General features: G+C 37.2%; 13 protein-coding genes. 9 read left to right on the forward strand and 4 right to left on the reverse strand.

Annotation, left to right across the window (positions count from 1 at the left end):
• Nucleotides 1-57: 57 nt before the first annotated feature.
• The 4 genes from AsAng_RS09180 to AsAng_RS09195 all read right to left on the reverse strand — a co-directional run bounded on the left by AsAng_RS09180 (nt 58) and on the right by AsAng_RS09195 (nt 7,368).
• Entirely contained in the window at nt 58-864 is an 807-nt protein-coding gene (locus AsAng_RS09180) for a caspase family protein (RefSeq protein WP_264792477.1), read from the reverse strand.
• A gap of 548 nt (nt 865-1,412) precedes the next feature.
• Complete coding sequence (locus AsAng_RS09185) at nt 1,413-2,993, reverse strand: FAD-binding protein (RefSeq protein WP_264792478.1); 1,581 nt, start codon at nt 2,991-2,993, stop codon at nt 1,413-1,415.
• A 152-nt stretch (nt 2,994-3,145) separates the two neighbouring features.
• Entirely contained in the window at nt 3,146-4,018 is an 873-nt protein-coding gene (locus AsAng_RS09190; protein WP_264792479.1) for a hypothetical protein, read from the reverse strand.
• Nucleotides 4,015-7,368: an AAA domain-containing protein gene (locus tag AsAng_RS09195; RefSeq protein ID WP_264792480.1), complete on the reverse strand. Its 3,354-nt coding sequence runs from the start codon at nt 7,366-7,368 to the stop codon at nt 4,015-4,017. Before AsAng_RS09195 ends, AsAng_RS09190 begins: the two co-directional genes overlap by 4 nt.
• Nucleotides 7,369-7,492: 124 nt before the next feature.
• Here AsAng_RS09195 and AsAng_RS09200 point away from each other — a divergent pair, with 124 nt between their 5' ends.
• The 9 genes from AsAng_RS09200 to AsAng_RS09240 all read left to right on the forward strand — a co-directional run bounded on the left by AsAng_RS09200 (nt 7,493) and on the right by AsAng_RS09240 (nt 20,030).
• The gene (locus tag AsAng_RS09200; RefSeq protein WP_264792481.1) at nt 7,493-7,660 is read left to right on the forward strand and encodes a hypothetical protein; all 168 of its coding nucleotides are present in this window, start codon (nt 7,493-7,495) and stop codon (nt 7,658-7,660) included.
• 257 nt (nt 7,661-7,917) lie between these two features.
• Nucleotides 7,918-9,378: a tRNA (N6-isopentenyl adenosine(37)-C2)-methylthiotransferase MiaB gene (gene miaB, locus AsAng_RS09205; RefSeq protein ID WP_264792482.1), complete on the forward strand. Its 1,461-nt coding sequence runs from the start codon at nt 7,918-7,920 to the stop codon at nt 9,376-9,378.
• A 115-nt stretch (nt 9,379-9,493) separates the two neighbouring features.
• Entirely contained in the window at nt 9,494-9,994 is a 501-nt protein-coding gene (locus AsAng_RS09210; RefSeq protein ID WP_264792483.1) for a GNAT family N-acetyltransferase, read from the forward strand.
• Nucleotides 9,995-10,061: 67 nt separating this feature from the next.
• On the forward strand, nt 10,062-10,661 hold the full coding sequence (locus AsAng_RS09215) for a hypothetical protein (RefSeq protein ID WP_264792484.1): 600 nt from the start codon (nt 10,062-10,064) through the stop codon (nt 10,659-10,661).
• 69 nt (nt 10,662-10,730) lie between these two features.
• Entirely contained in the window at nt 10,731-12,362 is a 1,632-nt protein-coding gene (locus AsAng_RS09220; protein WP_264792485.1) for a DUF4139 domain-containing protein, read from the forward strand.
• A gap of 62 nt (nt 12,363-12,424) precedes the next feature.
• A complete protein-coding gene (locus tag AsAng_RS09225; protein ID WP_264792486.1) occupies nt 12,425-13,723 on the forward strand; it encodes a sigma-54 interaction domain-containing protein in 1,299 nt (432 codons plus the stop codon).
• A 533-nt stretch (nt 13,724-14,256) separates the two neighbouring features.
• Nucleotides 14,257-15,270: an SMP-30/gluconolactonase/LRE family protein gene (locus AsAng_RS09230; RefSeq protein WP_264792487.1), complete on the forward strand. Its 1,014-nt coding sequence runs from the start codon at nt 14,257-14,259 to the stop codon at nt 15,268-15,270.
• A 601-nt stretch (nt 15,271-15,871) separates the two neighbouring features.
• Nucleotides 15,872-16,093, forward strand: coding sequence for a DUF2795 domain-containing protein (locus AsAng_RS09235; protein WP_052597406.1), 222 nt, complete (start codon nt 15,872-15,874; stop codon nt 16,091-16,093).
• A 481-nt stretch (nt 16,094-16,574) separates the two neighbouring features.
• Nucleotides 16,575-20,030, forward strand: coding sequence for a pyruvate carboxylase (locus tag AsAng_RS09240; protein ID WP_264792488.1), 3,456 nt, complete (start codon nt 16,575-16,577; stop codon nt 20,028-20,030).
• Nucleotides 20,031-20,097: the final 67 nt, after the last annotated feature.

Here is a 20,097-nt window from a genome sequence, read left to right on the forward strand (position 1 = left end):
GCAAGATTTAGTAGTGTATTAAGGGGATCATAAAGCGTAGAAACAACTGCTTCGCAACTAAATCGTAAAGGGAGTTTGTCGCCTAAAATCAGGGTTGGCTTTGCCTAAGATCATAAAATTAGGCGACTGATAATCGGGTAAACGATCAACAATTCGAGCTCTAAATTGCTGATAATCGCCTCTAAATTTGCCGCCATTCCACACTATTTTTAATGCTCTGGTAAACCATCCGTTAAAACTCCCCTCATAAGAAGACTGGTTATCTTGGCAACCTGAAATTAATAGAACAGTGGCTTTGATTAAAGACTCATCTACGGCCTTAATATTTGCCAAAATAGGATCGTAAAAGCTTCTGTTGGCCATATAAGTCGTTAGCGCATTTTCGCTGGGCATTATTCTAGCAGGTGCATCTGTATATTTCTCATTTGGAGTAGCGTGAAGCCTAATAATCGATCCACTGTGGCAGCTATCAGAAGTTACAAAAATCCGAACCCCTTCTTTAAATTCTGTCCACAACGCCTTCAATTCATCATCCACTAGTTGCCCATCAAACAAACACCAGGTTTCATCCTGTCCGTCTGGCTCATCCCCATTTTGATCGGGCAATTGCCCCCCATGACCAGAATAAGAAAGATAAAAAATATCCCCTGCCTCCAATGTTTTGGCAGCTTCTTCTATAGCATTTTTCACTCGATCTCGACTGGCTTGTTCTCGTAACAAAGTTGAGGTAACAAAACCTTTTGAGGCCGCAATAAATTCCATATCTCTAGCGTCTTTTTCACAGGCATTTAATTTACCATCCCAACCTTGATAATGTGTAGGGTCAACATAGTTTAACCCCACATGCAATGACATTCCTTTCATCTTGTTTTTTTTAAATTGTTTTTTAATTTAATACTCCACTGATTTTTTAGTTTTTTAACAAAAAACATAAAAAAGCATCTTGTATCAATTTGATAATCAGCCTTTTAACATCACTGATCAATTTAAATTTATTTCGCTGATTATCAAGTTGATACGATTTCCTAGCGGAGTAATGTTAATTGGTTTCCTTCCGAAATAGCATAGCATTCCCTCTTGTGCTAGGCACAGTTTTTAAATTTACACCGCAAAAAGAAGGAGTTTGGCTAAAAAAACAGCCTTATTTAATTGCTTGGTTTGCTATCTATTCCTTGATTATAATTCAAATATAAATCCTTCTAAATAGAGAAGAAAACCAACTTTTTAAAATTTGTAGAATCCCATTTCTAAGGCTCTTTTATTCTTTAAATTAGAAAGCCCGTATTATTGGAATAAAAGAAGAAGGGAGGCAAGCAAAAAAATTAGCAGCCTACTATCGCTTAGTAGACTGCTAAAACATGGAGCATAAAGTCCATCAATAAGAACACAAATTTTAGTACCTATCTTAACCTTTATAGTCCAATTTTTTTCATTAATTCATTCGAAAATAGTTCGCAACCTTGCTCCCCCAAGAGTTCTGAACGCTGCTGCTTCCATCCTTCTACAACCTCTTCACCATAACTGGTAGCAACCCACTCAGTATTAGCAGGCATTCTCTGCCCCCAATGATAGGTATGTGGAATGTCACTGGCTGCTAAGGCTTCAAATATAGCTTGATGCCCTTCATCTGCTAGGTTATCATCTAAGCCAGGCATTTCCAAGGTCACTGTAATTGGAGCATACTTAGTAAATGCCAAGGTTGCCGATGAATTTTTTACATAGCGAAAGGCAAGTGGCGCACCAAATACATGTTTTTCTGTTACGCTAAAAATCAGGTTCATTGCGTCCTCTATTCGTTCAAATGGAACGCCTATTTCAATACTTGTACCAGGCAAAGGAGAAGGAGACGTAGGATCGCTCGAAGAAGCATTACCAAATTGATCCCCAGGGAACCCTACTTCAAGCTCTCCAGGAGGTGAAACAGGGAATGATAATTCTAATGCAATTTGTAAACCTTTTGGAATTAACCATTTTACAGGATCAAACCATCTTCCGATGCCATCTATCAAATCATTTTCTAAGTTAACCGCTGTATTTTTTCTCAATGCTGCTCTTTCTGGGGTATATTCACTCTTGTACAATACCCGAACAAAAGCCCCTTTTTTTCCCGCCTCCAAGAAATACGGATTTACAGCGACCTCAAAATGAAAAGGCAACTCATCTCCTTTTGGAAGTCCTAACCCAGTCATGTCCAATGTGCAAATTGCATTTTTAACTTCGTCGAAGTCACAGTTTTTGATAAAACGCTCTAGTAGATACAAGGGCTCTGTTTCTATCAATAATCCATGCACTACCCCATAACTACCAAAACTAACCAAGGCAGCATTAAATAAATCATCGTCTTGAACCAGTTTCGTGTCCCCCAGCCAAGCACAAAACGCTTCCGTTATTACAGGTTCTGATTCACGCTGCACAAATACGCATTCATCTGCTAGCGTCACTAAATGAATACCTCTAACATAATCTTGCATAGACCCCACTGAATGGGCAGCTCCATGTGTTCCTGTTGAGGCAGCCCCCACAAAAGTTTGTCCATCGCTGGCTCCCGAAGTTGGCAACGCCAACTGCTGTTCTTGCAATTTCTGATTAAGATCCTTTACCATTACACCACACTGGACAAAAGCAAAACGGTTGCGCTTTGCTTCAAATTCAGGATTAACATGACTAGGATCGCTCAAGCCAACTAAACAATAATCAAGCGCAGAACTATCAATGAGATAATGATTGGTGAATGCAATGTTATTGAGCGACCAACGAGATCCATAAGCACGAATGACCTTGTTATCGGCAACGGCTCTTTGTACAATCTCTTGCAAGCCCGCTAAACCAGGTTCAAACCCCTTTTCAGGCGTAGTACTATCTTCATATTTATTGTGTGGCTTAAAAAGCTTATCAATGGCTCCCCACTGATTTCTCGTTCTATGCCAATTTTTCTTGGTTTGATTTTCTTCTACATCTATCAAAGGGACTTCATCTATTAATGTTTTTTTCATCTGGTATCATTTTTTATTAATAACTCACCTTAGTATTGAGGTGTTACATAATTAATATTTTTTCATTAAAATATAAAATATTAATATGCAATTAATAAAAATATAATATCCCTTAAAGCAATATCCCTACTCTTAAAAGCCTCCATTAACAATCATGGTAATTGATGCCAAATACGACTAACTCTTTGAGACAGTTCTTTTTCCAACTCATGCGTTTTAAAATTAAGAACAGAACGCTTAGACTGTCTAATATCCAAGCGTATCTCTCTAGGGTTGTCCTCCTTCTCGTACACCAATGCTATAAAAGCAATACTTTGCCTATATTTTTTTAGTGTTGAGTTGGCAAAATCATAAAAATACTGCTGCTTAACTTGCTGATTAAAGAACGCAGCAAAGGCATTCCGCTCTTGACTGATTTGTAAAAAAGTAGGCTCCAAGGCCTTTTCAGTGGGAAGCATCAAGGATCTTTTGTCTTGTATAAGTCGATTCGTTGGTCTTATATGGTAGCCCGAAAAAGTTTTCACTTTCTCGGCTGACCATTCTAAATGGTCTATTGGTTTTTGTGCATCAAAAAAAGTAAACGGCTCATTCCTCTTTCCCATTTTATCCATCAAAAAATAGTCAAAATCTATCGTTTCCATATTTTTGACGTTCATTTCCTTAGCCAAGAAAGCGACTCCAATATCTGTCAATTCATAAATCGCTTCTATCGTTTCCCTAATAAGGTTATTTTTTAACAAGAAATGAAATTGCATGGTAGCAAAACTATTGGGTTCAAGTCCCAAAAAAGCGCAAATTTCATGGTGCGTATCGATCCCCTTTGTAATCAACTCAAGAATAATTCGGCTAAAACGATCCAATTCAACCTCTTTTTCAACAACAATAGCCTGCTTACATTTCCAAAACGGCAAATAAATATCCTTGATTTCTATCAAAGCATAGCCGTCTGTTGTGTATTTGTCTTTGTAAGTTTCCCACAGTTTTTCAAATCGTTTCCCTTTTATTAAATGATTCGTTTTATTCATTGATCTAAAATTTCATCTAAGTTATTATAAACTAAGCCCTCTTGATCTAACTCCGCTACAATTTGTTGGAGCTTAAATTCAGAAAAATTACTCTTGGGATGCAAAATAGCTCGGTCGAGCAAATAGTCTCGATCCCCGATCACTAACAATAGCCGTTTAACACGAGAAAAAGCAACATTTATTCGTCGATAGTCATCTAAAAAGCCAATCACATCTCTAGGGTTAGGGCTACTGCGCACAACATCGTAAATAATAATATCTCGTTCCGTTCCTTGAAATTGATCTACTGTATTAATTTCAATTAAATATTTGTCTTTTTTCCCAGCATCAGCACCTGTTGGTTTTACGACAAAGTTGTTGTACTTAGCTAAATCAATTTTTTTCAATAAAGCAACCTGCCCCCGATAACCAGCAATAACGCCAATTGTAAGGGGTTGTTTTCGCTCTAAATTTCCAGCATAAAGTGCATTTAATTTTTCCAAAGTTTCCTCAATTACCTTGGCATTACAGTTGTTCTTTCGATCCACCAAATTCCCATTATCGCTCGGATTTTCTCGATTAGAGGTACTTATAAAAACAATAGAGGTTTCTTTTTTAAACTTCAAACCGTGCTCTTTATCCATTGGAATATCAAAACTAGGATTTTGCAATTTCCCCTCGTAAAAAAATCTAGAAATCAAACTCCCAATTTGCCTAGGCATTCTATATTGGATATTTAACATTTTGGTGAAAGGACTTTTTTTATCGTCTTTCTGAAACGCTTCAATTAAGGTTTCAAATAAGCTAGTCCCAAATTCTTTGTTAAAATCTAAGCCATTATCTTCCAATTCTTCTTTCACATTCTTTCGCACCTTTTTATCCCTAGTAACAACAGGAGGCAACTGTTTGTGATCCCCAATTAAAATGATGTTTCGTCCCATGTTGATGGGCACTAAGGTCTCAGGAGGCGAAGCCTTACTGCTTTCATCCATAATCACATAATCAAACTGAAAGTTAATTCGGCTATATTTACCACTAGCAATGTGAATACAAGTAGCTCCTATGATATTAATGTCTCGCATCATAGCAGTTAAAAAATCAACTTCTGTACTACCATCTCTTAACATTGCCTGTTTTTTGTGGCTCCCTATGTCTATATTAACGCCATTCAAAAATGCCACCCAATCTCTTTGAATTTGCTTTAGCTCCAAAAATTTTTGCCCCAACACTTCCTGAAAAACCAACTCTGCCGCTGGCAAAGTGTCGCAGTTTTCAAAAAGGCGTTTTAGGTAAGTGCTTCTTAATTTTAATTTTTGCACAAAAGTTTTCCACCCTGCTTTCCCCTTTAGCGAAGCATAATCATGGTACAACTGTATGAGTTCTTTTTGTTTGTATTCCTTAGGAAATAAGGTTTCCAAGTGCCTTTCCGATCGCTTACTTACTCCCTTTGTCCATTCGTCTAGTTTTCGTTCAAAAGTATGGGGAAGCACCTCAGGAGTCACATTTTCTTTTTCGATAGCATGTGTACTTGCCAAACGTATAAAGGGTAAGGACTGCTGAGCCGATTCGTTAATTTTTTTTATCCGTTCCAAGACATTATCAACCGCCAAATTAGATTGAGAAGTTAACAGGATTTTTGCTGTCTTTTTTTGCTGAATTATTTGTTGGATAAGCTCTACAATAACCGTTGTTTTTCCTGTACCTGGTGGTCCTTGTATCAAATAGATGGGCTTTTGGTTCAATCCTTCTAAAACAGCTTCAGATTGGGTGGTATCATTGGCTAGCTGCTCATTAAATAGTGTTGCATTGAAACGATCATAGTCGTCTTGAAACAAACGCTTGTTGTTGGGCAAAACGACCGTTTCTGGAGTTGCCAAAATACTACACAAGGCGGGGTTAGCAACGTCAGATTGCTGAAATTTTTCGCAAGCATCAACCTGCTTTCTAAATTGACTGGTTTCTTGCCGAACATCCTGCATTAAGGTTCCCGTTTTGGGGACTTCATCGAGCAAACAAAATGGAGCTGTTATTGTCAAAATAAATTCTAGGGCTTCATAGTTCCCAATACTCCCCACTGCTTGTTGACCAATCCATAAAACAACCTGCTCATTTTTTACTTTCCGAACAAGCGTCCAATCCACCTCGCTATCCTTAGCCAAGTAAAATTTAAAATCACCTTTCTTGGTTTCTTCTCGTCTGGTATAATTTACCTTAAAGGCATCCGCTTCAATAACAGCCTGCTCATTTTGGGGCAGCACTTTCCAAGTCGTCAACAGGTTGCGTTGCTTTCTATGTAGCGCAGCCAATTCGCATTTTTGCTCAAATTTCTCTGTAAAAAAAGGACGACAATCATAATTAGTAGCGTATTCGGTAAAAGAGGCATCTAACCGAAATGCTGTAACAGCCTTCAACACTTTATCATTTGCCTGATTATTGCAATGAGGAATAAAAAGAGATCGATCATTGTTGAGTACAAATTTACCATTCCAATCAGAAGTACTAAAATTGCCTTCAATTGTCCCTTTGGTAGAACGTCGAGTTGCCATATCCATATAGACCCCATTACTCATATCTTTGAGCAACAAACGAAGCGTAGCAGCATCTATCTTTTTTTTATTGACGACCACTCTAATTGCTCTGCGGTCTTCGTCTTGTGGCGTTTTGATTGGCAATTCTTCTAATAACTGAATAACCTGATGATAATTGGAAAAACGCTTTATTCGCTCTACTTCTAGTCCTTTTGATAATAATTGCACAACAGCCGTATGCCTTTCATGCTGTTTCAAGACTGATTTAAAAGATTTTAGTAGCGAATAAATGTCATCTTGAAAATTAGGACGCAGGGCATCCGCTTTATTATCCATCCAATCGATTACATTTGCCGCCAAACAAGGTCTTTCTAACAAGTCATAATGCGCCAATAATTCAAACACTCCCATCCAACACAACATTCCTCTTCCCTTAAAGTTGACTCGTACAAATTGTGGGCTGATGGCATAAGCTTCAAAATTGTTCATCTTTAGCTTACTCAATCCCTTGACTATATCCAAGATACTTTGTACACTTGCCTCTTCTCGTGCATTCATGATTCCACGGTAATCCTCCAAATGCAAATAAGCAATAAAATAACAGTTGTTGTTTTCATCTTCTCCAACCTCTTTTATTGGCTGGATTCCTTCTATAGTTTGGTGCACCCAAGGCTTTATTTCCCTGTTCAAAACCCGCTCTATACGCCTTGAATTATTATCTTGTTTTGCGATCGTTAACAGCTCATAAGTTGCTCCTCCACTATCTTGAGACAACCAAACCTTGATTTGGTCATTAAATTGCTTCAATTCCTGAAGGACAACATATTGATTGATCTGTTTCATAGGGTTTTAGCACTTTTTTTTGTAAAATAATACTACTATTTTGAAAATAAATATACAACAAAACCACTAATCTATAAGTTTTAAGACTGAATACATCTTAAAATCAATTAAAACCTCATTCCAAATGGATCCACTAGATAATCCTAATTTTAATGCTTCTCCTCCTCCTAAAGACCGCCTAAGGGATCAACTAAAGGTAATTGTTTTGCCTCTTGTTGGTTTGATTGGTGCATTCTTGATGCCAATTGTTATCGCTTTGATTCTATTTTTAGTGACGATCTTTTTATTCTAAAACAATTCTAAATCATTGAATTAGTTTCCTATAAACAACAACCATTAGAAAGTACTGCAAATTTCTATGACAATTAATTGCTGCCAAAATGGCAGCTTTGTTTTTTTTTTGTACCTTTGTAAGGTTATTCTAATCGCTTTAGATAAAAGAATATTGATATTGCATTTTAGTAGAAATACAATATTAGGTCTAACTATTTCAACTTCATAGTGAAGTTGTTTAACAACAGCTTCCATATTCAATACGATACAACAAGAATGTATAACAATAATCCAACGATAAAAGACATTGACGAAAGCAAACAAGGAGATGCTTTTTTCAAAGAACAAGTTGCCAACAATACAGGAGATAAGAATAAGAAATTTTATATTGAAAGCTATGGCTGCCAGATGAATTTTAGCGATAGTGAAATTGTCGCTTCTATCTTAGCAGATGTTGGTTATTCATCGACTAGAGATATGGAGGAATCTGATTTGATTCTTATCAATACCTGTTCTATTCGTGAAAAAGCAGAAGATACTGTCCGTAAACGTCTGCGTGTTTTTGATAAAATAAAAGACAAAAAACCAGGTACCTTAGTTGGTGTTTTGGGGTGCATGGCAGAGCGCCTAAAGCAAAAATTGTTGGATCAAGAAAAATTGGTAGATTTAGTAGTTGGTCCTGATGCCTATCGTGACTTGCCCAACCTAATTGCCACAGCAGAAGATGGGGACAAAGGAATTAATGTATTCCTTTCTAGAGAAGAAACCTATTCTAATATTAATCCCGTTCGTTTGGGAAGTAATGGCGTTAGTGCTTTTGTAACCATTATGCGTGGTTGTGATAATATGTGTTCATTTTGCGTGGTTCCCTTTACTCGTGGTCGTGAACGTAGCCGTGATCCTTTTAGCATTCTAGCAGAATGCACCGATCTATACAATAGAGGTTTCCGTGAAGTGACGCTTTTGGGGCAAAATGTAGATTCTTACAAATGGAAGAACCCAGATACAGAAGAGAGCATTGATTTTGCAGATTTATTGGAATTAACCGCCAACATTAGCCCAGATTTGCGGGTTCGTTTTTCTACCTCACATCCCAAAGATATTACGGATAAGGTGTTGATGAACATGGCAAAACATGAAAATATATGCAAGTATATTCACCTGCCTGTTCAATCTGGCAACTCGAATATTCTAAAAAAGATGAATCGTACCTACGATAGAGAATGGTACATCAATAAAATTCATCGAATTTATGAAATCATGCCAGATTGTGCGATTTCTTCGGATATGATTGCTGGTTTTTGTGGAGAAACGGAAGAGGAACACCAAGACACTTTGTCTATTATGGAAATTGCTCAATACAGCATGTCTTATATGTTCTTTTATTCTGAACGTCCTAATACCTTGGCACACAAAAAATATGAAGATGACATTCCACTAGAGGTAAAAAAACGTCGATTGAGCGAAATTATTCGCCTGCAAAATCAAATGTCTTTTGAGCATAACCGAAAAGAAGTTGGACGATACCACAAAATTTTAATTGAGAAGGTTTCTAAAAAATCAGATCAAGAATTGGCTGGACGTACCTCGCAAAATAAGATGGTTGTTTTCCCTCGAAAAGAGGCAATCATTGGCACCTATGCTTATGTCAAAATTGACGATTTTACTTCTGCTACACTAAAAGGGCATTTGGTCGATGAAGCAGAATATTTGGAACAAACCAAACAACCTAATTAATAAAAAGCAATTGCAAAATATATACATCTGCATTTTATTTTGCAGCTTAGTTAGTTACGTATAACCATTATCATTTTGCCTATTTGTTGCTTTTGTACTCCTAATTTCAATTTTTATGAATGCAACAAATAGGCTACATTTTAGAAATTTGGCGCAAGAAGATGCCCCAAGAATACTGGAAATTTATTCCAATAAGGAAGCCATGAAGTTTAGGGCTAGCAAGCCTATTAGCAGTCTTTCAGAAGCATCAGAAATGATTCAGAATTCGATTGCCCAAACCATGGATTACCAATCTATACGACTTGGAATTATTGAAAGCCAAAGTAATCATTTAATAGGCACCATCTTAATAAAGTACTTAAAAAACAGTACTCAATGCGAGATTGGCTATTCTATTGATAAAGCGTTTTGGAATAGAGGTTATGGAGGAGAATCCCTAAATGCTATTGTACAAAAAATTAGATCAACTCATTATCATTTAATTACTGCTTGGGTGCACCAAGAGAATATTGGTTCTATCAAAATTTTGGAAAAACAGGGTTTTAAAACAATCCATCAGCAAGAATTCCCCAATTTATTCTGCTACCGATTAAAACTAACCGCTCCTAACCCCTGATTTTCAACCCTAGTAAACAAATTAATTCTTAGCCCCAATTTAGAGGACACCATAAAAATAAAGACCAATGGTAAAAATACAATTGCTGATTATTACAAGTATTTGCCTATTCTTATTAATAGGTTGTAATTCATCTTCCTCCACTGTTCCTACTCGTGAAGAACTACAAGCACTCCCTGACCCAACGCCAACACCAACGGCAAAAGGAGCTATGACCAATCAATCCCCAGAAGATATTACTCCTATAGTAATTGATGAAACTACAGCCATTCCACCAGAGGAATTATTGGGCTACATTCAAAATGCTATTATTCCGATCTACAAAGATTGGGTCATTCTAAAGAACGGGACATATATTATTTTTGATGACATGAATAATATTCCTGATATTCAAACAGCCGCTATTCAACTATTAAACGATCACAAGCCCAAAACTCCTGAGGACAACAACTGGGATTTTAGCATTACAGATTTGGACCGAGCAGAAGGTTGGTCTGTTTATGGAAATGGCTATGGTATTTATACCTATGTTCATCCTAAAGAAATTAGCGTAGAATCTAGCCCTCAAGAAATTAGTGCTTATGCCAAAGCTAAACGAGCTTTGGATGAAAAAAATCCTCAGATAATTTTTGTTAGCAGCCCCCAAGGTATTGTTAAAATTCAATAATCATTCGAGTATATTTAGATATACTTTTAAGTAAGTTAATCTTCTTATTATCTCAAAAATCGCAGGTCTATGCAACTTAAACAACTTATTCTAACTGGTTTTATCTTTGTTTTGCCCATTATTGGATTCGCTCAAACAGATTTAAATACTAAGTCCGTTTCTATCTTCAAAAATAAAACTGCTTTTTTTGTAAAACAGGGCTCTGTAACCACAAAAAATAGCTCTTGGGCAATCTATGGCGACACCATTCCTGCTGCTCTCAACGGAACGTTTTGGCTCTCTTCTCCAAACAATGATTTTGAATTGGTAAAGGCGTATCAAAAAGAGATAAAAACCCAAGAGCAGGCGGTTGCTCAAGATTTTGCGGCAATGCTAGCGTTAAACAATGGAAAAGAGGCAACCTTATATTTTAAGGATACCTTATTTGAGGGGACTATTTTATTTATGCAGGTAAAACCCAAGAAAAAACCAGCGATTCCCAACCTAAAAGCACCGCTTTTTGCCCTTCAAACCAAGCTGGGAAAAACAATCATCTTTACACAAGCTAGTATTAATGCTTTAGAGCGATTAGAATTTAAGGATACGCCTGATTTTATTTACGATTATACCCAAACTAAACAATTGGCAACCCTCCAAATAGATTTTAAATCGGACAAAGCAAAACAGCCGCTTGACATGATGTACCTAAGCAATAGCTTAGCTTGGAAACCCGATTATAAAATTGAGTTAATTGAAGAAGAAAAAGCTCGTTTGTCATTGCGCTCAACTGTCATTAATGAAGCTGAAGACCTTAAAACCAAGCAATTGAATTTAGTAGCTGGAGTGCCTAATTTTAAGTATGCAACAGGAATTTCTGATCTAATTAATTTTTTAAATATTCGCCCCTATGCTCAAATAGGTCGGGCTAATCTTGAAAACTTTACCATTGCCCAAAATAGCATCTCTAATAGAGCCGTTTACGACAGTCCTTCGCCAACTACCATAACGGGTACAGCAGGAATGCCCAATTTTGAAGAAGCAACAGCAATGGAAGATCTTTATTTCTATACCCTCAAAGACATTGAACTAAAAAAGGGAGAGCGTGCTTTCTTTGATATTTTTAGTGTGGAGGTTCCGATTGAACATATCTATGAGGTAGTTTTATCCGATAATAACATCAATTATTCTCTAGAGTATAGCTTTATACAAAAAGAAAATCCTGTTATCCATACTATAAAATTGACCAATAATTCTGGCTATACATGGACAGCGGCTCCTGCCTTGGTCTTAAAAAATGAAAAGGGACAAAATGCTCCTATCAGCCAAGATAAATTGGGTTATACCTCTCAAAAGGACAATATCTCTGTTAAATTAACAGAAGCTCCTGATGTTAGCGTTCAATTTTTGGATAAAGAGGTTGATCGAACGACCAACAAAAAGAGTATTAAAAAAGGAAACTATACCTATTATAACGATCTAGTTACGGTCGAAACAGAAGTTACGGTACATAATTATAAAAACAAAGACATTAGGCTCGATCTAAAACGAGCGCTTATTGGCGATCCGATTAGTTCTAATGTTGACTGGAAATTGGCTCCACGAGTTCAATTTGGCTATACCTTAAATAAAAAGAATGATGTCTGTTGGGAAATGAAGTTAAAAGCTGGCGAAAAGAAAGTAATCAAGTATAGCTATTCTTTTTATACGACAGAACACAGATAATTGTCCATCAATACCATTTGCGACTAGTCTCCTTGGGGTTAGTTGTAAAAATAAACACACACATGAACTTACAAACGATAAAACAACGTTTTGGAATTATTGGAAACTCTCCTGCACTTAATCATGCTCTAAAAACAGCCGTTCAGGTTGCTCCGACTGATTTGTCGGTATTAATTGAAGGGGCGAGTGGGGTTGGTAAAGAATCCTTTTCCAAAATTATACATAGTTTATCTACGAGAAAACATCAAAAATTTATTGCCATCAACTGTGGCGCACTGCCAGAAAGCACCCTATATTCAGAGCTTTTTGGGCATACAAAAAATGCCTTTACAGGGGCAACAACTGAGCGTAAGGGCTATTTTGAAACAGTTAGCGGTGGAACTATTTTCTTGGATGAAATTGGCGAAATGCCTCCTCGTTTGCAACAATTCTTATTGAGAGTGCTGGAGCAGGGAGAATTTGTTAAAATGGGCTCTAACAAAGTTGAAAAAACAGATGTTAGGGTTATTACTGCTACCAATGTAAAATTGTTGGAGAATGTACAACAAGGAAAATTTAGAGAAGATTTGTATTATCGTCTAAATACGGTTCCTATCAAAGTTCCTACCCTCAAAGAACGCCCTGAAGATATTCATATTTTGTTTCGAAAATTTGCCTCTGATTTTGCAGAGCGCTACAAAACTAGCCCTGTTCGACTTGATGAACGAGCACAGTTACTGCTAGAAAATTACGCTTGGCCAGGCAACATCCGTGAGTTAAAAAATATCGCCGAACAAATATCGGCTCTTTCTGAAAATAAAACCATTGCTGCTGAGGAATTGCTACAGTTTATTCCCAAAGCATTGGAAAGACATTTACCTGCGGTTAGCAATCAATTTGGAGGAAATTTTGATAATACTGCGGGCTCTGGTTTTTATGAACGAGAAATTTTATTCAAATTTCTCTACGATATGAAAAAAGATTTAGCGGATCTAAAAACATTAATTGCCGAACTTGCGCATACCAATAATTTGCAGATGCCTTCTAATAGTGCTGCTCCTACGGCATCTAATCTAACACCCGTTCCTAAATTTCAAACGCCACCGACCAACAACTTTGAAACGCCTGATTACAACAATGATTTTGAAACGGAGGTGAGTAATCCCTCTCCTATTATTATCAATACAGATCGTACCAATACCAACAAATATAGTGATGTAGAAGAAATCGAAGAATCCTTATCGATTGAGGATATGGAGCAAGAGTTGATCAAAAAAGCGCTGTCCAAACATAGAGGAAGACGCAAAGAAGCAGCTAAGGAATTGGGAATATCTGAACGTACGCTCTATCGAAAGATTCGACAATATGAAATTGAAGCTTAGTATGGTTGATGATAAAACAAAATAAATTTTCTTCAAATTATTATTATTTTTATAAAAGTAGAAATAAATTTAAAGAACAGTGCCCTAAGCAAACTATGAAGTTGTTTAAAAATGGGATTGCATTATAAATGAGTACACCCCGAAGGGGCAACGAAGCTAATTTTTCTATAACCAAGAGAGTCCAAAGGTGCTTTACTTTTAAAATCGTGTAGTAAATGCTAAAAAAGGGTAAGCTTTTAACTACTTTTTAGCTTTGTTGTTAATGGCTTATGATCGCTGCTACTACCTAGTCTTAGAAAAAAGCTATAGGTCGCAAGTCGTATGCTTAGTTCCTGTAAATACAGGACATACGACCTATAACAAAAGTAGCAATAAACAGGCAAGATAGTTTTCTATTCCACACGATTAACTGCGTTGCTACTACGTGGTAGCTTCGCTGCTACTGCGTGGTTACTGCATGAGCCTTGTTACGCACCCTGTTCGGGTTGTCAAAGAAGCAAAAGTAATTTCCAAACACTCAATCTAACATAACTATGCCAAACATTTTTGTATTTTCTCTATTAATCCTATTGAGTGCTGCCTGTGTATCTGTTCCTAAGAATACACATCAGACAGCTGACCGAATTGCCACAGGAGTAGGTCCTGAGGATTTACTGCTAGATACAATTTCTTCTGATCTACCACGAATACTCGTCTCTTGCATGGATCATCGCTTACGAGAAGCAGCACCCAATGGAGCTATTTATGCGATCAACTTAGACCAAGATTCCTTATTTAGCTATCCTTTAGAACGAACCAATGAGCCTGACGGGCACGATTTTCATCCTCATGGATTTGATTTAATTCGTCGCAACGGCAAAGCCTATCTTTTTGTAGTATCGCACGATGAAAAAAACGCCAAACATTTTGTTTACAAATACGAAGTTCAAAAAAACACCATGAAATTTATTGCAGCGTATGAAAACGCATTGATGAATTCGCCCAATACCGTTGTTGCTCTTCGAAATGGTGGCTTTTATACTAGTATAGATCAAGGCAAAAGAGGAAATAAGTTGGCACTTTTATTCCGAGCTAAAACGGGTAGCATTGTTTTTTGTGACGAAAAAGGCGGATGGGCAAAAGTTGCCTCCAAATTAGCCTACCCCAATGGGCTATACATCACCGCAAAAGAACGCTATCTTTATGCCAGTACAACCCGCCAACATCAGATTTTTAAGTTTGGAATTAAGTCTGATGGTAACCTAATTAGCAAAGAAAAAGTTGCAAAATTAGCAGGAGGTGACAATATACGATTAGATCAAAACAAAGAACTCTTAATACCATCTCATCCCAAAATATTTAAATTTGTAGGACATTCTAAAGATTCTACCAAACATTCTCCTAGCCTTGTTTATAGTCTAAATATGAATAATGGAGAAAAAAAAGTAGTATATTCTAATGATGGTCAGCAAATTAGCGCCTCCTCTACCGCTATTAGTTATAAAGATTATATTTTTATTTCTCAAGTTTATCAACCTTTCATTTTACGCATAAAAAAGAAAAAATAAGGTCTTAAAAAAAAACTTTTTTTTTTATTTTCGAAATAAATTCACTTTTCTTTTCATTTTTCTTGCAAAGAAAAAGAAAAATTTAGACCTTCGAAATGGATTGAACAAATATCCAATCTTCAACTAAAAAATATAACAAAGAAATTTTATTCTTTGTATTAAAAATATAATGGTTTTCATAGCTTAGGTTTGATGGGGTAATCAAGCCTAATCAGGGTTGGTCTGCTCGGGGGAAATGACCAACCCATTTTTTATGTTATGAATTAAACTTTTTTGCTATCCTAAAAAATAGTATCTACTACTCTTTTCTTCCACTTCCCTTTCTTCGCTCTATCTATTAATTTCCGAGCTTCCTTAATTAGAATTAAAATTTTCTGTAAAAAATAACGTACCCCAACAGATAGCGTACTAAAAGGGTCTTTAAATTACTCTCAGCATAAAAAAGAAGAAAAAAAAGCAACCTTTAAAAAAAATGTACGTTAGGTTATACAATTTCTCATTAACTTTTTTACATTTGCACGGTTCTACCAAAACTCCTATTCTAACAGTTGTTGGTAGGGTCTATTAAATCGAATTTAAATAATTAAAATTATATAATACTATGTATTGGACTTTAGAATTGGCCTCTCACCTACAAGATGCCCCTTGGCCAGCAACTCGTGATGAGTTGATTGACTACGCTATCCGTTCTGGCGCGCCTATTGAAGTAATTGAAAATCTTCAAGCTCTTGAAGATGAAGGCGAGGTATACGAAGGCATTGAGGATATTTGGGCTGACTTTCCAACAAAATCAGATTTTTTCTTTCCAGAAGATGAATACTAAGATCTCACAAGTATAAATCTTCCATTCAGTTGGATTAAGCTCACAAAGAATGAGAAAGCTACTAGCCAATCTCACTTTATAAATCGGCAGGAATTTTTTTTCTGCCGATTTTTTTATTTTACCTTATATCCTATCGCATTCGATTGCTTTCCTCTCCTTCTTCAAACCATATAAAATTCTAAAAAAAAGGTTTCATAAGGCATTTTCAAAAACTATTCTATCTTTTATAGTTCAAGGGTAAAATAAAATTTCAAATTCCAAGCTCAAAAACTTGCTTTTTTCCTTGGATTGCAATTACTTTGACACACTAAAAAAAAATAATTTTCTAATGGAGTATTTTTAGTTGTCTAGGGTACTCTCAGGGATTAGAATACCGAAAAAAAAATACAACCTACCCGCTACTTAAACTAATGTCTATCCAATATTCAAACGGATCGTATATTACTTGGTTTTATTCTAATCTCAAACTAACAAAAAAGCGATGAAAACGCCAAAGCACAACCGCTTCCAAAAATTGCTGGTTGCCAATCGAGGAGAAATAGCCATTCGTGTATTACGTGCGGCCTCCGAACTAGAACTCACTACTGTTGCCATCTACACCCATGAAGATCGCTATTCACTGCACCGTTACAAAGCAGATGAAGCTTATCAAGTTGGAAAAGATGAAGCGCCATTGAAGCCCTATTTAGACATTGAAGAAATCATTCGAATTGCCAAAGAAAACAAGGTCGATGCCATCCACCCTGGCTATGGTTTTTTATCTGAAAATGTACAATTTGCCAAACGCTGTGGCGAAGAAGGAATTGTTTTTGTTGGTCCTTCTCCTAAAGCAATGCAACAATTAGGCGACAAGGTAGACGCTAAAGAAATTGCCAGAAAATTAGAAGTGCCTCTAATTGAGGACAGCCAACTACCTTTAACGACTATCGAAATTGCGCTAGAAGAAGCTGATAGAATTGGTTACCCCATCATGGTCAAAGCCGCTTCGGGCGGAGGTGGTCGTGGTATGCGGGTTGTTCGTGCTGCTTCTGAGTTAGCCAAAGCTTATTCTGAAGCCAAGGGAGAAGCAAAAACAGCTTTTGGTGACGATACTATTTTTTTAGAAAAGTACATTGACTCGCCTAAACATATCGAAGTCCAAATACTTGCCGATAACTATGGCAATATGGTGCATCTTTTTGAGCGAGATTGTTCGCTCCAACGCCGATTCCAAAAGGTAGTAGAAGTTGCCCCTTCAGCAACCTTAGGGCAAAACACCAAGGATGCCTTGTATGAATATTCGCTTCGGATTGCCAAAGCAGTAGATTATAGCAATGCTGGAACAGTAGAATTTTTGGTCGATAAGGAGGAAAATATCTATTTTATTGAAGTCAATCCCCGTATTCAAGTAGAACATACCATCACAGAACAAATTACGGGAGTTGATATCGTTCGTTCTCAGATATTAATTGCCATGGGCTATCCGCTCTCTCACCCTCAAATTTATATTTTGAGCCAGCAGAGCATTAGTCACATGGGCTATGCCATTCAGTGTCGAATTACCACAGAAGATCCAACAGAAGGATTTAAACCAGATTATGGGCAATTAATTGCGTATAGAAATGCCGCTGGATTCGGCATTCGTTTGGATGCAGGATCGGCTTATGCAGGAGCTCAAATATCGCCTTTTTTTGACAGCATGCTGGTCAAGGTAACAGCTTGGGGACGCACCCTAAAAGGAGCTTCTTTGCGTTTGCATCGAGCCCTAAGAGAATATAGAATTAGAGGCGTTAAAACCAATATTCCATTTTTGCTAAACGTATTAAAAGACGAAACCTTTCAAGCGGGCAAAACCACGGTTACCTTTATTGATTCTAACCCCCAATTGATGCAATCCTCCAAACGTCGTCTGGACAGAGGAACCAAGATGCTTTCCTATTTGGGAGATGTTATTGTGAATGGAAATAGCGATGTAAAATATAGTGATCCTAACAAAGTTTTTAGGAAGCCCGTTGTTCCTGCTTTTTCCAAAATGGCAGATTTCCCAAAGGGTACCAAAGACAAATTAAATGAACTAGGGCGAGCAGGCTTTGTTGATTGGTTAAAAAATGAAAAATCCATTCAATTTACCGACACTACTTTTCGAGATGCGCACCAATCCTTATTGGCTACAAGGGTTCGTACACACGATATGATAAAAGTAGCAGAATCTTTTGCCAAAAACAACCCCAACATTTTTTCTATGGAAGTTTGGGGTGGAGCAACCTTTGATGTCTGCTTGCGCTTTTTGAAAGAGTGTCCTTGGGAACGACTCCGCCTATTGCGCCAAGCCATGCCCAATACCTTGTTGCAAATGCTGCTGCGAGGCTCCAATGCGGTTGGCTATACTGCTTATCCCGATAATTTAGTAGAAAAATTTATTGAAAAAGCAGCAGAAACAGGAATTGATGTTTTCCGAATTTTTGACTCACTCAATTGGGTGGAAGCGATGAAAGTAAGCATTCGAACGGTTCGAGAACGCACCAATTCTTTGGCAGAAGCTTGTATTTGTTATACAGGAAATATTGATGACCCTACTAAAAACAAATACACCTTACAATATTATCTAGATCTCGCCCGTCAATTGGAGGACGAAGGCGCACATATACTTTGCATCAAAGACATGGCGGGGCTATTACAACCCTATGCCGCAGAACAGTTGATTACGGGGTTAAAAGAAGCTGTTGATTTACCAATCCATTTGCACACACACGACACTTCTTCTATACAATCTGCTACCTATTTAAAAGCTATTGAAGCGGGAGTTGATGTAGTCGATGTAGCCCTTAGTTCTGTTTCTGGTTTAACCTCCCAGCCCAACTTCAATTCTATTGCGAGCATGCTTAAATTCCATGAGCGTTCTGCCAACCTAGACATTCAATCCTTAAATGGCTTTTCTAATTATTGGGAAGCGGTTCGAGAGTTTTATTATCCTTTTGAATCTGAGCTTAAAGCAGGAACAGCAGAAGTCTATGGGCATGAAATTCCTGGGGGGCAATATTCCAATCTGCGTCCACAAGCTAGGGGGCTTGGTTTAGAAGATCAATTTGAAACCATCAAGCATAATTATGCGGTGGTCAATCGCTTATTTGGCGATTTGGTCAAGGTAACTCCTTCTTCTAAGGTCGTTGGTGATATGGCTTTGTTTATGACCGCCAATAATTATACAGAAAATGACATCATGACAAAGGGGACTACAATTGATTTTCCCGATAGTGTCAAAGCCCTTTTTAGGGGTAATTTAGGGCAACCTCATGGTGGTTTTCCGCTTGAATTGCAAAAAATGGTCTTAAAAGATGAGCAGCCTTTTGTAGAACGTCCTAATGCTCATTTAGCGCCGATTGACTTTGACAAGGAATTTAAAGACTTTCAGGCTGAATTCGATGAGTTTTGCACAGAATTGGATTTTATCTCTTATAAGTTGTATCCTAAAGTTTTTAGGCAGTTTTATGAACATCATGAACAGTACAATGCCGTACAGCATCTTCCCACGTTGCCATTCTTTTATGGTCTGAAACAGAATGAGGAGACCATCGTAGAAATTGCCGATGGTAAAAACATTCTAATTCGCTATATTGGCTGTTCAGCTCCTGATGCAGCAGGAATGCGCAATGTCACCTTTGAACTCAATGGACAAACTCGTTCCGTTAAAATAAAGGACAACACCATCAAAACCGAAACCGTTGTTCATCAAAAAGCAGTTGGAGAACAACAAATTGGTGCCCCTTTGCAGGGTAGTTTGTCTCAAATTTTAGTGCAAGAGGGAGAAACGGTCGCCATTAATACGCCCTTGTTTATTATTGAAGCCATGAAAATGGAAAGCACCATTACGGCACCAATCGCAGGGAAAGTAAAAAAAATACACCTAGCAGAAAAAACGATGGTTGGGCAAGATGATTTGGTGATTGAATTGGAATAAATCTATTCTGTTCTTTTACAAAGTGTTCTAGCCCTCATTCATTCTATGGTTTAGAAAAACAAAAAAA

This window comes from Aureispira anguillae, from assembly GCF_026000115.1.
Classification (GTDB): domain Bacteria; phylum Bacteroidota; class Bacteroidia; order Chitinophagales; family Saprospiraceae; genus Aureispira; species Aureispira anguillae.

Bases quoted from the DNA above. Each gene is read 5' to 3' on its own strand.
- AsAng_RS09180 (WP_264792477.1), bottom strand. From the start codon at position 864: ATGAAAGGAATGTCATTGCATGTGGGGTTAAACTATGTTGACCCTACA.
- AsAng_RS09185 (WP_264792478.1), bottom strand. From the start codon at position 2,993: ATGAAAAAAACATTAATAGATGAAGTCCCTTTGATAGATGTAGAAGAA.
- AsAng_RS09190 (WP_264792479.1), bottom strand. From the start codon at position 4,018: ATGAATAAAACGAATCATTTAATAAAAGGGAAACGATTTGAAAAACTG.
- AsAng_RS09195 (WP_264792480.1), bottom strand. From the start codon at position 7,368: ATGAAACAGATCAATCAATATGTTGTCCTTCAGGAATTGAAGCAATTT.
- AsAng_RS09200 (WP_264792481.1), top strand. From the start codon at position 7,493: ATGGATCCACTAGATAATCCTAATTTTAATGCTTCTCCTCCTCCTAAA.
- miaB (WP_264792482.1), top strand. From the start codon at position 7,918: ATGTATAACAATAATCCAACGATAAAAGACATTGACGAAAGCAAACAA.
- AsAng_RS09210 (WP_264792483.1), top strand. From the start codon at position 9,494: ATGAATGCAACAAATAGGCTACATTTTAGAAATTTGGCGCAAGAAGAT.
- AsAng_RS09215 (WP_264792484.1), top strand. From the start codon at position 10,062: ATGGTAAAAATACAATTGCTGATTATTACAAGTATTTGCCTATTCTTA.
- AsAng_RS09220 (WP_264792485.1), top strand. From the start codon at position 10,731: ATGCAACTTAAACAACTTATTCTAACTGGTTTTATCTTTGTTTTGCCC.
- AsAng_RS09225 (WP_264792486.1), top strand. From the start codon at position 12,425: ATGAACTTACAAACGATAAAACAACGTTTTGGAATTATTGGAAACTCT.
- AsAng_RS09230 (WP_264792487.1), top strand. From the start codon at position 14,257: ATGCCAAACATTTTTGTATTTTCTCTATTAATCCTATTGAGTGCTGCC.
- AsAng_RS09235 (WP_052597406.1), top strand. From the start codon at position 15,872: ATGTATTGGACTTTAGAATTGGCCTCTCACCTACAAGATGCCCCTTGG.
- AsAng_RS09240 (WP_264792488.1), top strand. From the start codon at position 16,575: ATGAAAACGCCAAAGCACAACCGCTTCCAAAAATTGCTGGTTGCCAAT.